Source organism: Gemmata sp., assembly GCF_051859125.1.
In the GTDB taxonomy this organism is placed as follows: Bacteria; Planctomycetota; Planctomycetia; order Gemmatales; family Gemmataceae; genus Gemmata.
Map to the genome: position 1 here is coordinate 17,976 of NZ_JBHYGG010000101.1, position 14,357 is coordinate 32,332.

Below are 14,357 nucleotides of genomic sequence, written 5' to 3' on the forward strand. Positions count from 1 at the left end.
ACGTGTCGAAGTTCATCGCGATCGACCTGGACCCGCAGGGGCTGCTCGCCGTCGGCGGCACCGCCCGGGGCGGGCACGCGAAGGTCGAGCAGGCGATTACGTGGGTCGGGACCGAGGCCGAGGGCGGTCCGGGGCCGCTTACGCCCGAATCGGCGCGGCGGATCGGCGAGCAGCTCCGCGACCGGCTCAGGGAGGCCGGCATCGTGCCGGCCCCGGTGCTGGTCTCCGTCCCGCGGGACCGCGTCATCCTCAAGGAACTCCGGTACCCGGCCGTGCCGCTGCCCGAGGAGCCGAACGTCGTCCGGTTCCAGGCGATGAAGGAGTTGTCCGACGCGCCCGAGGACGTCGTCCTCGATTACGCGCCGCTGGGGGGCGACTCGGCGAGCGGCGAGCGGCGGAGCATGGCGGTCGCCGTGCGGAAGGACCTGTTCCGCGCCGTGCAGTTGATGTGCGAGGCCGCGAACCTGCGCCTCGCCTCGGTCACGCCCCGGCCCTACGCGGTCGCCGCGGGGCTGGTCCGGGCGCTCGCAACAGGTGCGGCCCCCGAGGGGGAACTCAAGACGGGCACGGTCGCCGTCCTGGCGGTCGGGCCGGGCGGCGGCGAGTTCACCGTGAGCCGCGGCGGCGAGGTCGCGTTCACCCGGAGCGTGGCCGGAGCGGTCGTGGCGAGTGAGTCGCTGCTGCTCTCCGAGGTCCGCCGCAACCTGACGATGTACGCCGGGGCGAACCCGGGCCGCCCGGTGCAGGCGGTCTACGTCGCCGACGCGGGCGGCGAAACGGCGGGCCGCCTCGGCACCTCGCTGGGCGTCGCCGTTCAAGAGTACGACCCGCTCGCGGGTGAGGTCCCCGCGGTCCCCGACGCGCAGCGGGGCCGGTTCGCGGGCGCGGCCGGGCTCCTCGCGGCCCGTGCCGCCGATGCGCTCCCGATCAACTTCGCCGAGCCGCGGGCGCCCAAGGCCGACGCCGACCCGGTCCGGCGGCAGCTCGTCCTCGTCGGGCTCGTTGCGGCCGCTGTGCTGGTCGGCGGCGCGCTCCTGGGCTTCATGGCGCTGAGCGCGGCCGACGACGACATCGCCCTGAAGACCAAGCAGCGGGACGACGCGAAGCAGCAGTGGGACGCGCTCGAGCAGGACGCGAAGCGGCTCAAGGCGGCCGAGGACTGGAGGGCCCGCCAGGTGGTGTGGCTCGACGAGCTGTACGACATGGCCGACCGGTTCCCGGTGGCCGGCGGGTTCCACGCCAGCAGCTTCGTCGGCAAGGCGCTGCCGGCCGACCCGAAGACCGGCAAGCAGGAGAACCAGGCCGCCGTCGAGGTGAAGGTGGCGGCCCGGAGCCCCGAGCCGGTCAACGCGCTGCTCTACAAGATCGAGGGCGACTCGGTCGGCCCGCCGCCGAAGAACCCGAAGGACCCCAAGGGGCCGCCGCGGTTCTACGTCGGGGCCGACAAGACCATCGGCGGGCCGTCGCAGGGCGAGGCAGGGGCCCGGGACTACACCGTGTTCGCCCGGGTAAACAACCGCCCGGCCGCACTGTTCACCCGCACCGCGGCGTTCACCCCGCCGTCCCGCAAGGGGTACCCGCCGGGGCCGGTGGCGAAGGAGGTCAAGGAGAAGGATCCGGCGGAGGCGAAGGAGGACAAGGAGGCCCCGTCCCCCCGACCGAAGGAGCCGGCGGAGAAGGAGCCGAAGGAGAAGAAGGACAAGGGTGGGGCCGAGTGACCCGCGACCGCAGCGGTCCCCCGAATCCCACCGACCCCGAGACAAGGTTCCGACCCGATGACCTCCCGCGAACGAACGCTGGCGATCCTGCTCCTCGGCCTCATCGCGCTCGGCGGCGGGGGCGTCCTCGGCTACTTCCTCGTGTACGCGCCGCTCGAAGAGAAGCGGGCGACCGCAAAGAAACTGGAGGACGAGGCCGGCGACCTCGACAGCAAGGCGGCCGCCGTGATGGCCGCCCGGCCGCGGATCGCCGCCGTGAAGCGGCAGAGCCTCCCGCCGGACGTGAACCAGGCCAAGGCCCAGTACAAGCTCCTGCTCGAACAACTCCTCCGCGACGCGAAGCTCACCGACCACAAGATCCCCGACATGCGGATCCTCGACAGCCGCGCGCCGGCGACGCCCGAGTTGGTGGTCGCGAGTCCGGTCGCGCCCGCGGGGACCGCACTACCGGCCGCGGCCGGGGCCCCGACCCTGGCCGCCCCCAAGGCCCAGAAGAAGCCCGCGTACTCCCGGCTCGAGTTCAAAGTCGAGGTCAAGAGGGCCGACATCTGGCAGGTGGTGGACTTCCTCAAGGCGTTCTACTCGGTGGACCTGCTGCACCAGATCACGTTCCTCAACATCACGCGCGACAACAAGCCGACCGACGCCCGCAACGGGCTCGACGTCCACCTCACGATCGAGGCGATCATCCTCGACCGGGCGGACGCGCGGAAGACGCTCCTGCCGCCGGACCCGGTGCCCGCCGCGGTCCTCGCGAGCACGCCCCGCGACTACTCGTTCCTGGCGTGGAAGGACATGTTCTACGGCATCCTCCCGCCGCCGAACGTCGCCCCGCTCACGCTCGGTCGGATCGACAGTGTCACCCTCGGCCGCGACGAGAAGCCCGCCGAGGTGAAGGTGCGGCTGACCGGCGAGGGGGCGACGGTCGCGCAGGTGGTCGCCACCGCGTCCGGGAAGTTGCTGCCCGAGGGCGAACTGAGGTTTGACCCGAAGACCGGCACCATCGCCATCCCCGGTGCCGGGACCGAGGAGACGCCGGACGGCGTGACCTCCACCATCTCCGTCGTCGCGACCACGACCGACGGGGCGACGGTGAAGCGGTCGTTCGACGTGTCCATTGCGAAGAAGCCGGTCGAGCCCGAGCCCGCGAAGCCCAAGGCCGACATCGCGTCGGCGATCCGCCTGGTGATCCTCTCCGGCAGCTCCGACGGGGGACTCAAGGCCGTCATCTACGACGCCGCCAACCCGTTCAAGTACGAGGTCACGACGACCGGCAAGCGGGTCGAGGTCCGGCGGTTCTGGCAGGCGACCGGGAAGACGTGGAAGAAGGACCTGGACTACGACCACCCGGCCGGCGTGCTCGCGTTCGCGGACGACTTCTCGGCCACTAAGCGGACGTTCAAGGTCGTCGCGTTCGAGGGCGACGCCGTGGTGGTGTCCGAGTCCGGCCGCGCGGAGCCGCCAAAGACCGAAGGGCCGCGCCGCCCCGGGAGCTCGCGTTCGAGCGTCCCGAAGCAGGGGCCGGGCGAGCCACTCGCGGTGGTCGCGGGGAACCTGGCCACGGCCGTCCCGGCCCCCACCCTGTACCGCTGGACCCTCGGGAAGTCGCTCGGCGAGTTGGGCAAGCTGTCGCCCGACGAGGCGAAGGCGATCCTGAAGCGGGTCGCGGCCGACGGACCAGTCGTGAACGCGACCGTCTCGGCCGACAAGTAAAACGAAACTCGCTCCGCCGCGGGTCGTCCGGGCCGCTCACCGCGGCCCCCACTTCGACCTCCGCACCCCTTCTCATCCGGGCGGCGGGTTGCCGCCGCCCGTCGCACTGCCTAGCCTGTCCTCGCCACTCCGACACCAGCCACCCACTCACCCGCGGGACCGACCGTGAACGCACGCCGGCCATTCTGCCTTGCGCTCGCCCTGCTGGCGGCCGCCCTCGTCACGGCCGCGGGCTGCGGGAAGCGGCCGCACCCGATCGTCGACACGGGGCTCCTCAAGGTCACCGTGGCCACGCCGAAGGTCGACAAGGTGACGGTGTTCACCGACCTGACCGGGTCGGTCGCGGCCCCTCAGTCGGTCCAGGTCCGCCCGCGGGTCAGCGGGTTCATCCAGGACGTGCTGTTCAAGGAGGGCGAGATCGCGATCGGGCCGTTCACCCTCCTCGGGGTCCCGTACGGTGGCTCGCCGCTGTTCAAGATCGACCCGGTGACCTACCAGGCGAACCTGACCCAGGCCCTCGGGGACCAGGCCGTGTTCCAGGCGAAGCTGGAACTCGCCAAGGCCGACGAGTCGCGGGCCAAGGTGGCCTACGACAAGGGGGTGACCAGCCAGCAGGACTACGAAAGTTACGCCGCCCACACCAAGGTCGCCCGGGCCAGCCTCGACGCGGCCGCCGGGCCGGTCATCGTGGCTAAGCAGAACCTCGGGTGGACGCTCGTGCGGGCGCCGATCACCGGCCGGACCGACAAGGCCTTTTTGACCCGCGGGAACGTAGTGGTCGGCGGCCAGACCCAGGGCACGGTACTCACCACCATCAACTCGACCGACCCGATGTACGTCTACTTCGACGTGGACGACCAGACGGTCGCGTTCTACCAGCGGCTGTTCAACGAGCGGGCACTGGAGCAGCCCGACCGGGGCGGCAAGATCCGGGTCGACATCAAGCTCCTCGGCGACGAGAACTACAACCAGTACGGTCCCACCGAGTACACCCGGCACGGGCTGGTCGACTTCGCCAGCAACGCGCTGAACCCGAACACCGGGACGCTGTCGGTCCGCGGCGTGTTCGAGAACTCCGACCACCTCCTGGTGCCGAACCGGTACGTCCGCGGCCGGGTGCCCCTCGGCAAGCCGATGGACAACGCGCTGCTCATCCCCGACGGGGCGGTCGCCACGGAACAGGATCGCAAGCTCGTGTACGCCGTCGGCCCCGACAACAAGGTCGTCGCCAAGACGGTCCGACTCGGGCCGCTGAGCAAGGGGCTACGGCTCGTCGAGTCTGGCCTCACCAAGGACGACCGGATCATCATCCGCGGCATTCAGCGGGTGCAGCCCGGGGAGCCGGTCGAGCCCGAGGCGGGGACCATCGAGTACCCGGGGGCGAAGCCCTGACGCGGCGGCCCCGCCCGCCGCGCCTCCCGCGCCCCGCCCCGCCGACCCCAAGGACGCACGATGTTCGCTCGGTTCTTCATCGACCGCCCCATCTTCGCGTGGGTCATCTCGATCGTGATCGTGCTGGCCGGGCTCGCCGCCGCGGTCACGCTCCCGGTCGCGCAGTACCCCGAGATCACCCCGCCGTCGGTCCAAGTGTCCGCGACCTACCCCGGGGCGAACGCGAAGGACGTGGCCGACACGATCGCCGCGCCGATCGAGCAGCAGGTCAACGGCGTCGAGAAGATGCTGTACATGTCGAGCGTCAGCGCCAACGACGGGTCGTACAACCTGACCGTCACGTTCCAGCTCGGCACCGACCTGAACATGGCCCAGGTGCTCGTCCAGAACCGGGTCCAACTCGCCACCGCACAGCTCCCCGTCGAGGTGCAGCGGCAGGGGCTGACGATCAAGAAGAAGTCGCCGAACATCCTGCTCGTCGTCAGCCTGTACAGCCCGGACAGCAGCCACACCCAGCTCGAACTCAGTAACTATGCCACGATCCAACTCAAGGACGAAATCGCCCGCCTCGACGGCGTCGGCGACGTGAACCTGTTCGGCCAGCAGGACTACAGCATGCGGGCGTGGCTGGACCCCGACAAGCTGAACTCGTTCAAGCTCACGACGACCGACGTGGTGAACGCGATCCAGGCTCAGAACGTCCAGGTGGCGGCCGGGCAGATCGGCCAGGAGCCGGCCCCGCCCGGCCAGGCGCTCCAGCTCACGCTGTCCACCCAGGGCCGCCTCACCACCGCCGCGGAGTTCGGGAAGATCGTGGTCAAGGCCGGGCAGACGAACTCGGACGGCACCCTCGGCGCGGCGGTCACGCTCGACCAGGTGTCGCGGGTGGTGCTCGGCGCGAAGAGCATGGACCAGCAGAATACGCTCGACGGCGGCCCGGCCATCGGCCTCGCGATCTACCAGCTCCCGGGGTCGAACGCGCTCGACGTCGCTGACAGCGTGAAGGCCAAGATGGACAGCCTCTCGAAGCGGTTCCCGGACGGGATCAAGTACGCCATCCGGTACGACACGACGCCGTTCATCACGCAGTCGATCGAGGAGGTGTTCCACACCCTGCGGGACGCGATCATCCTCGTCGCCATCGTGGTGCTGCTGTTCCTTCAGGACTGGCGGGCCGTGATCCTCCCGATGATCGACGTGCCGGTGTCCCTCACCGGCACGTTCGCGGTCATGTTCCTGTTCGGGTTCAGTCTGAACAACCTCACGCTGTTCGGGCTCGTACTGGCGATCGGCATCGTCGTGGACGACGCGATCGTCGTGCTGGAGAACATCGAGACGTGGATCGCGAAGGGGTTCGACCCGCGGTCGGCGACGATCAAGGCGATGGACGAGGTGACCGGGCCGATCATCGCCATCACGCTCGTGCTGAGTTCGGTGTTCCTGCCCAGTGCGCTGCTCCCCGGGATCACCGGCGAGTTCTTCCGGCAGTTCGCGCTGACCATCGCCGCGGCAATGGTGATCTCGGCGACGAACGCCATGACGATGACCCCGGCCCGGGCCGTGGCGATCTTCGCGGCCCGCGAGCGGCACGCGCACAAGCAGGGGGCGGCCGCGGGCCACGGGCACGGGACCGAGGCGCTGCCGTGGTGGGGCATCTGCGCCCTGCTCGGGTGGCTCTCAGTCGTCGTCCTCGACCACTTCTTCCACCACCCCGCCGGGGCGAAAGGGTACGCGCTCCAGGCGGCCTACGCGGTCCCCGGCGTCGTGATCGGGTGGTTCGCGGCGGACCGGATCAACGCCTTCCTGGCGTGGGTGTTCAAGTGGTTCAACAAGGGGTTCGACGTCGTCACCCGGGTCTACGGCCGCACCATCGCCGGGTTCCTGCGGCTGGCGCTGATCGTCCTGGTGGTGTACGGCGGGCTGATCGGGCTGACGTTCTGGGGGCTGACGCACACCCCAGTCGGGTTCGTGCCGATGCAGGACAAGGGCTACCTCGTCGTGAGCGTGCAACTGCCCGACGCCGCCTCGCTCCAGCGGAGTTCCGCAGTGCTGGCCCGGGTGGACAAGATCTGCCGCGACGAGAAGGGGGTCGCCCACACCATCGGCATCGGCGGGTACTCGCTGCTGCTGAGCGCGAACGGGTCGAACTACGCGAGCATGTTCGTGGTGCTGGAGGACTTCGACGTCCGCAAGGACGACCCGGAGAAGAACGGGTTCGCGATCCTGTTCCGGCTCCAGGACAAGCTCCGCCGCGAGATCCAGGACGCGGCCGTGCTCGTGCTGCCGCCGCCGCCGGTGGACGGGCTCGGCACGGCCGGCGGGTTCAAGATCATGGTCCAGGACCGCGGGAGCATGGGGTACGGCGAACTCGACAACGAGACCCTGAAGATGGTTCGCAAGGCAGATAAGACGCCGGGGATCGGCACCACCTCGACGCAGTTCAAGGCGGCCATCCCGCAGCTCTACGCCGACATCGACCGGACCCGGTGCATCCAGATGGGGGTGAGCGTCTCGGACGTGTTCGACACGCTCCAGTCGTACCTGGGCTCGACGTTCGTGAACAACTTCAACCTGTTCGGGCGGACGTGGCAGGTGAACGTGCAGGCCGACGCGCCGTACCGGGCATCGGCGGAGTACGTCAAGAACCTGCGGGTGAAGAACATCAAGGGCGAGATGGTGCCGCTCGGGTCGGTGGCCACGATCCGCGACGCGACCGGGCCGGCGTTCGTGCAGCGGTACAACATGTACCCGGCCGCGGCGATCAACGGGAGCCTCGACCCCGGCACCAGCTCTGGTGACGGCATCCGCATCATCGACACGGTCGCCAAGGACACGCTCCCGCAGCAGATGACGACCGAGTGGACCGAGCTGTTCTACCTTCAGTTGCTCGAAGGGGACTCGGCCATCTGGGCGTTCGTCGGGGCGGTCGTGCTCGTGTACCTGATCCTGGCGGCGATGTACGAGAGCTGGACGATGCCGGCGGCGATCATCCTGGTCATGCCGATGTGCATCCTGTCCGCGATCGTCGGGGTGCGGGCCGCGGGGGTGGACATCAACATCTTCGTGCAGATCGGGTTCGTCGTCCTCGTCGGCCTCGCGGCCAAGAACGCCATCCTGATCGTCGAGTTCGTGAACCAGAAGCGGGCCGCCGGTGAACCGCTCCGCGCCGCCGTCATCGACGCGAGCGTCGCCCGGCTCCGGCCGATCGTGATGACGAGCGTGGCGTTCATCCTCGGCGTGGTGCCGCTGGTGCTGGCGAAGGGGGCCGGGGCCGAGATGCGGGCGACGCTCGGTGTCGCGGTGTTCTCGGGCATGCTCGGCGTCACGATCTTCGGCGTCATGCTCACGCCGGTGTTCGCCTACGTCATCGGCCGGCTGAAGCCGGACGCCCCGAGGCCGGCCGCGACGGAGCCCGCGCCCGCGGCACCCCCGCCCGCGCCGACGGGAGGGGCCGCCGATGTCCCGCACGCGCCGTGACGAACCGGACGAGGACGAAGAGGACTGGGACGACGGGGACGACTACGACCCCGAAGACCCGGAGACCTATCCCGCGGGGCTGTACGACGACGACGGACCCGCTACCGTCCCGTGCCCGCACTGCCGGGCCGAGATCCTCGAGGACTCGGAACGGTGCCCGCGGTGCGGCGAGTACCTCTCGGCCGAGGACGCGCCGCGCCAGGTGTCGGGAACCGCGTGGGTCGTCCTCGTTCTGATGCTCGTCGCGATTCTGTTGACGGTGCTGGGGATCGGGTGAGCGGTCAGCCCTGTGGCTGAATGAACCCGTGCCGGATGAGGGCGATCACGAGCCGCTTCGCGGTGTCGTCCCAGCGGAACTGCGTGGCCCGTTCCGCGGCCGCGGCTCCCAGAAGCCGAGCCGTTTCCCCGTCTCGATAAACCAACCGCATCGCCGACCGGATGTCGCCGTCGTCCGGGTCGGACCACGTCCCCTCGTAGACCGCGTTCTGCGCCCGGGCCGGCCGCCACCGCACCTCGTACCCCGACCGCGAGTCGAAGAACGCCCCGACCCCGCCGAACCGCGACGAGATCAGCGGCACCCCGCACGCCATCGCTTCCAGCAGGTGCAGGCCGAAACCCTCGCCGGCCGAGGCGTTAACGAACACGCTCAGCGAGCGGTACCAGTCCGCCAGTTCGGTCGGGGAGAGGTGCGTGTCGAGCACCTCGACGCGGGCGTCGCCGCGCGTTTCCACCCGCGGCGAGTTCGGCGTGATCTTCACCCGCAGCCGCACGCCCGGGTCCGACGGGAACTCGCGCTGGAACAGGTCGATCACCCGCTGCACGTTCTTCCGCAGCCCGCCCTCGTCGAGAGCGCCGGCGGTGCCGAAGGTGGTGACCGGTCGCCCGCGGACCGGTGCGGGCACATCGGGGAGGAGCGAGAACGTGGCGGGGTCGTAGCCCAGCGGCACGACTTCGATCGGCACGCGCACCCCGTTGGCCCGGAAGCACCGGCGGCCCCACGCGCTCGGCACCAGCACCAACCCGCAGCGGTTCAGTTGCCGCACGGATCCGGGCGGGAGGGTGTCGGTCTCCCACATGGTGAACGCGGCGGTGCGGTGGTCGGGCCGGTAGCGCTTCAGGAGGTGCGGCGGGGCGACGGCGAGGCGGACGTTGTGCGAGCGGCGGCGCTGTTCGGTCGGCCGCAGCTCGACCGGCACGAGTTGCTTGCGGAAGCAGGCCCGGCGGTCGCGGCACACGTTGATCCCGGCGTGCGTCAGCCCCTTCAGAATGTTGAGGACGAGGTGGTCGTACCCGCCGAGGCCGAGCACGTGACCGGCCAGGAACAGTGGCGGCCCGGCGCGCCGGGCCTCGACGGGCGCGGCGTCGCGGGCGTCGGGGAGTTCGTTGAACAGCTTGCGGGTGAAGGTGCCGACCCGGCCGCTCAGGAGCAGGCGGCCGCCGCGGGCCGCCGCGGGCCAGAACGTGTCGTAGGCGGTGAGGAGGCGGAACTTGAGCCGCACCGCACGGACCGCGAGCCCGACGTGGGCGACGAGTGACACTGCGAGACCCTCCGCGTTGATGGCGGAGGGTCGGGAAAATCGGCGGGCGTGTCAAGTGCGGTTACGCGGTCGCGACCGCCCCGGCCGGGTACTCCGCGGGGGCGACGGCCTCGGACCGGGTGCCGGTGCGGAACCACCGCGGCGGGTACATGATCAGCCCCTGGAGCACGAGGACCATCGTGGCGACGTAGCCGACGTCGAGCGCGAGTTGCGGGACGTTGTCGAAGAACAGCAGGTCGTGCAGGAGCTTGCCCATGAACGACTCACTGCCGTTGAACGTCTGGCCGGCGAGTTCGCGGAGCTGGCCCTCCCAGACGGTGAGCGGGCACGGCCAGCCCTTGATCGCCTCGACCGCGACGATGGCGATGGCGAGGAGGTGCGTGTAGCGGAACCACGGGTTCCGCACCCACTGCCACTTCAGCGCCGCCCCGGCGATGATGAGCAACTGACCGAAGATCACGTAAGCGACGTACGCGAGGTGAATGCCGACCACCAGGTCGGCGCACAAGCCGTACCACATACCGCACCCTTGGGATGGCGTCCGAGTGTTGTTCGCAGAAGTGCTGCGTTCAGTAAGTTTGATCCCCCACGCCGCACGTTTATTCCGCGATTCCGCCCCCGCTCTGGACCGCGCACCCTCCGGCCGCGGCAGCGGCGGGCGCTCCTCCACTGGGCCTGCGACTCCCGTAAGATCTGACCCATCGGCCGCCCGCCCCGATGGAGGATTGTCCCGTGCCCACCGTCGCAGACTTCGCCGCGTACCTGGAGCGGTTCGCACCGTGCGCCACGGCCGCCGAGTGGGACAACGTCGGGCTCCTGCTCGGCGACGCGGCCGCGAGCGTCGAGCGCATCATGACGTGCCTCACACTCACGCCGGACGTTGCGGAGGAAGCCGTCCGCGAGCGGGCGAACCTCGTCGTCTCGCACCACCCGATCTTCTTCCGGGCGATCAAGAAACTGACCGCGAACAGCAGCGACGGCAAGGTCGTGTTCCCGCTGATGAAGGCCGGCGTCGCGGTGTACTCCCCGCACACGGCGTTCGATAACTGTGCGGGCGGCATCAACGACTCTCTCGCTCAGCGGCTCGGAATCGTGAACCTGGTCCCGCTGCGGCCCCGCACGGCCGCGGCGCAGTGCAAGCTCGTCGTGTTCGTACCAGACGCGGACCTTCAAAAGGTGACGGACGCGGTGTTCGCCGCGGGGGCGGGGGTGATCGGCCAGTACCGCGAGTGCAGCTTCCGGCTCGCGGGGAAGGGGACGTTCTTCGGGACCGAGGCGACCAACCCAGTTGTCGGGCAGAAGGGCCGCCGCGAGGACGTGGACGAGTGGCGGCTCGAAGTGGTCGTGCCCGAGCGTAACGTCGCGGCCGTTCTCGCCGCGATGCGGACGGCGCACAGTTACGAGGAGCCGGCGTTCGACGTGTACCCGCTCAAGCCCGGCACCGCCGGCGGCGAAGGGCGGATCGGCGACCTGGCGCAGCCCGTCACGCTCGGCGAACTGGTCGCACGGGCGAAGGATCAGCTCGCGGCAGCGTCGGTTCAGGTGGTCGGCGACTTGAGCCGGACCGTGCGGAAAGTGGCGGTCGCGTGCGGCGCGGCGGGTGAGTTTCTCTCAGATTCGATACGGGCGAGTGCCGATGTCTTCGTCACGGGCGAACTGCGGTTCCACGACGCGCTGGCGGCACGGAGCGCCGGCGTGTGCGTCGTCGTTCCCGGGCACTACGCGACGGAGCGGCCGGCGGTCGAGGAGCTCGCCGCACGGCTCGCCGCCGAGTGGCCCGGGGTCACCGCTTGGGCCAGCCGCGTCGAGCGGGACCCGCTCGCCTGAGCGGGGCCTCGCGAGGCGTTGACTTTCGCGGGCGGGCCGGGTATTCGCCGCGGACCAGGCAAGGAAGCCGGAGGTGACGATGAGCGCTCGGTACGTAATTCTCGGTCTCGCCGTGGCGTGCGGCGTGTCGGCGTGGGCGTGGTGCCGGCCGTGCGAAAGCGTGGCCCGTGCCCAGGGTGCGGACGCGGTTCTGAAGGCGGAGCCGGTCGCTGCGGGCAGCACTCAGGAAGAGGCGCTGGCCCGCTACCGGACCAACGCCAGCCGCCACTGGAAGCAGATCGCGCTGAAGCGCTGACCCCGCGTTCGCAACGGGTGGGGCAGACAACTGCGGGTGCGGCCTTATGATGGGGCGAGCGGGACGCTCGGTCCGTCACAGTCGCACCCGGTTGATCGCATGGCCCTCATCCACATCGAGCCCCTCCCGCGGCAGTGCTCGCCCGGCGTCGTCCTCGCGTTCGTGTGCAACGGCACGGGGCTCGACCGCAAGCACGTCGGCAAGATCGCGTTCGTCGGCCGCGGGGCGACCGTGGAGATCGCCGACGCGAAGGCCGCCGCGGCCGTTGCCGCGCTCGACGGCTCGCGGGTCCAGGAGCGGCCCGTGCGGGTCCGCTTCGCGGGCAAGGCCGACTTCACCGACGCCGACCACTTCGCACGACTCTCCAAACTCCTCGACCTCGAAGCCGCCGCCGAGCAGGAAGATGCCCGCCGCCGCGCGCAGGCCGAAGAGGGCTCGCCCGTCGGCGACGGCACCACCCTCATCAAGCTGGCGCTCCGCGACGCCGAGTTCGGTCTCGGGGGCCGGTTGCTTCTGACCTTCACCCGCAAGGCCGGCGACCGGCTCCCGCCGACACGGCTCCAACCCGGCTCGCCGGTCATGCTAAGCCAGACGCACGTGAACCGCCGAGTGCCGTCGTACCGTGGGGTCGTGTTCGACCGCGACGCGGCCACCATCGGCGTCGCCATCGACCCGCCCGACGACGAAATTCCCGACGAGGCCGTGTGGCGGCTCGACCTGTCGCCCGACGAGGTCTCGCGCCTGCGGCAACAGGACGCGCTCCAGCGCGCGGCGGCCGCAACTGGCGACCGTCTCGCCGAACTGCGAGCTGTCCTGCTCGGCGAGCGGCCCCCGGACTTCGCGGGTCCCGCCGCACCTGAAGACTCACATCCCCTGCTCGCGAGTGAACTGAATTCGCCCCAGGTCGAAGCGATCGCACTCGCGCTCGCCGCGAAGGACGTGGCGATCGTCCACGGCCCGCCGGGCACCGGGAAGACGACGACGCTGGTTGAGTTGATCCGGCAGGCGGTCGCACGCGGCGACACCGTGCTCGCGTGCGCGCCGAGCAACCACGCGGTCGATAACCTCTTCGAAAAGCTCCTCGCCGCCGGTGAACTCCCCGTGCGGCTGGGGCACCCGGCCCGGGTGATGCCCGAGTTGCGGTCGCGGGCCATCGACATCCTCGCCGAAAAGCACCCGGACGCCCGGCAGGCCCGCAAGGTCGCGAAGGAGGCGTTCGCGCTGTTCCGGCAGGCCGACAGGTGGACCCGCGACAAGCCGCAGCCCGGCGAGAAGGCCGCGCTGCGCCGCGAGGCCCGCCAGCTCCTCGGCGAGTCGCGGCGGCTCGAAGCGCTTGCGATCGAGCGAGTGCTGGAGGAGGCCCGGATCGTGTGCGCGACCCTCACCGGTCTCGACAGCCAACTCCTCGGCAAGCGGCGGTTCGCGCTGGGCGTGATCGACGAAGCGTGCCAGTCGACCGAGCCGGCGTGCTGGCTCCCGCTGCTCCGTGCGGACCGCGTCGTCCTCGCCGGCGACCACTGCCAGTTGCCGCCGACCGTCCTGTCGCCGCAGGCCGCCGAGGACGGCCTCGCCGTCAGCCTGATGGAGCGCCTCGTCGGGCTGTTCGGCCCGGACGCCTCGCGGCTTCTGACGATCCAGCACCGCATGCACGCGGCGATCATGGGGTTCTCGAACGCCGAGTTCTACGAGAACGCACTGGTCGCGCACGACAGCGTCGCCAGTCACACCCTCCCCGGTCTCGACGGCGTCCGGGCCGAGCCGTTGACCGAGACGCCCGCCGAGTTCCTGGACACCGCCGGGGCGAGCTACGACGAGGAACTGGAAGAGGACACCGGCAGCCGGCGGAACGTGCGGGAGGCGAGCCTCGCGGCACGCCAGGTGCGCGCGCTCCTCGCAGCGGGCGTGCGGGCCACGCAGATCGGTCTCATCACACCATATCGGGCGCAGGTGCGGCACCTCCGCGACCTGCTCGCCGACGTCGAGGGATTGGAGATCGACAGCGTGGACGGGTTTCAGGGCCGCGAGAAGGAGGCCATCGTGGTGTCGCTGGTGCGGTCGAACACCGAGGGCGAGATCGGCTTCCTGAGCGACACCCGGCGAACGAACGTGGCGCTCACCCGGGCGCGGCGCAAGCTCGTCGTGATCGGCGACAGTGCGACCCTCTCGAACCATCCGTTCTACCAGCGGATGCTCGCGTATTTCGAGGGGATCGGCGCTTACCGCAGTGTGTGGGAGTTGGCCGACTCGGGAGCGGAATAGCGTGATCTCAAGAAGGGTGCGGTTTCTGAGCGGGGCACTGCCAGAGGCGTTGCGTTGTCCCCGGCTCTCGTGCCACAAGATCCCAACTGCGCCCATTAATCGCTTGCAATTCGGAGGCGATCTGTGAAGATCAGCTCT

The 14,357-nt window shown here is 70.2% G+C and carries 10 protein-coding genes; 8 read left to right on the plus strand and 2 right to left on the minus strand.

All coding sequences use genetic code 11. The features are described from left to right. The first annotated feature begins 2 nt into the window (after positions 1-2). The 5 genes from pilM to ACTIGN_RS10855 all read left to right on the plus strand — a co-directional run bounded on the left by pilM (position 3) and on the right by ACTIGN_RS10855 (position 8,577). Positions 3-1,718 (plus strand): type IV pilus biogenesis protein PilM, encoded by a 1,716-nt coding sequence (gene pilM / locus ACTIGN_RS10835; protein WP_439623669.1) that lies wholly within the window; start codon positions 3-5, stop codon positions 1,716-1,718. Between the two features lie 57 nt (positions 1,719-1,775). Continuing rightward, complete coding sequence (locus ACTIGN_RS10840; protein ID WP_439623671.1) at positions 1,776-3,431, plus strand: hypothetical protein; 1,656 nt, start codon at positions 1,776-1,778, stop codon at positions 3,429-3,431. A gap of 165 nt (positions 3,432-3,596) precedes the next feature. Then, the gene (locus tag ACTIGN_RS10845) at positions 3,597-4,823 is read left to right on the plus strand and encodes an efflux RND transporter periplasmic adaptor subunit (RefSeq protein ID WP_439623673.1); all 1,227 of its coding nucleotides are present in this window, start codon (positions 3,597-3,599) and stop codon (positions 4,821-4,823) included. Positions 4,824-4,883: 60 nt separating this feature from the next. Then, complete coding sequence (locus ACTIGN_RS10850) at positions 4,884-8,300, plus strand: efflux RND transporter permease subunit (RefSeq protein ID WP_439623675.1); 3,417 nt, start codon at positions 4,884-4,886, stop codon at positions 8,298-8,300. Then, positions 8,281-8,577 (plus strand): zinc ribbon domain-containing protein, encoded by a 297-nt coding sequence (locus tag ACTIGN_RS10855; RefSeq protein WP_439623677.1) that lies wholly within the window; start codon positions 8,281-8,283, stop codon positions 8,575-8,577. Before ACTIGN_RS10850 ends, ACTIGN_RS10855 begins: the two co-directional genes overlap by 20 nt. A gap of 4 nt (positions 8,578-8,581) precedes the next feature. Here the strand turns inward: ACTIGN_RS10855 and ACTIGN_RS10860 are convergent, their stop codons facing one another. Continuing rightward, on the minus strand, positions 8,582-9,838 hold the full coding sequence (locus ACTIGN_RS10860) for a glycosyltransferase family 4 protein (protein WP_439623679.1): 1,257 nt from the start codon (positions 9,836-9,838) through the stop codon (positions 8,582-8,584). A 61-nt stretch (positions 9,839-9,899) separates the two neighbouring features. After that, positions 9,900-10,358: a DUF2784 domain-containing protein gene (locus ACTIGN_RS10865; RefSeq protein WP_439623681.1), complete on the minus strand. Its 459-nt coding sequence runs from the start codon at positions 10,356-10,358 to the stop codon at positions 9,900-9,902. Positions 10,359-10,570: 212 nt separating this feature from the next. On the opposite strand from ACTIGN_RS10865, the gene ACTIGN_RS10870 reads away from it, so the two are divergent. The 3 genes from ACTIGN_RS10870 (at position 10,571) to ACTIGN_RS10880 (ending at position 14,219) form a co-directional block, all read left to right on the plus strand. Further along, a complete protein-coding gene (locus ACTIGN_RS10870; protein ID WP_439623683.1) occupies positions 10,571-11,665 on the plus strand; it encodes a Nif3-like dinuclear metal center hexameric protein in 1,095 nt (364 codons plus the stop codon). 79 nt (positions 11,666-11,744) lie between these two features. Then, positions 11,745-11,960 carry a hypothetical protein gene (locus ACTIGN_RS10875; RefSeq protein ID WP_439623685.1) on the plus strand — a complete coding sequence of 72 codons (216 nt, stop codon included), beginning with the start codon at positions 11,745-11,747 and terminating at the stop codon, positions 11,958-11,960. A 99-nt stretch (positions 11,961-12,059) separates the two neighbouring features. Next, positions 12,060-14,219 (plus strand): AAA domain-containing protein, encoded by a 2,160-nt coding sequence (locus ACTIGN_RS10880; protein WP_439623687.1) that lies wholly within the window; start codon positions 12,060-12,062, stop codon positions 14,217-14,219. Positions 14,220-14,357 lie beyond the last annotated feature (138 nt).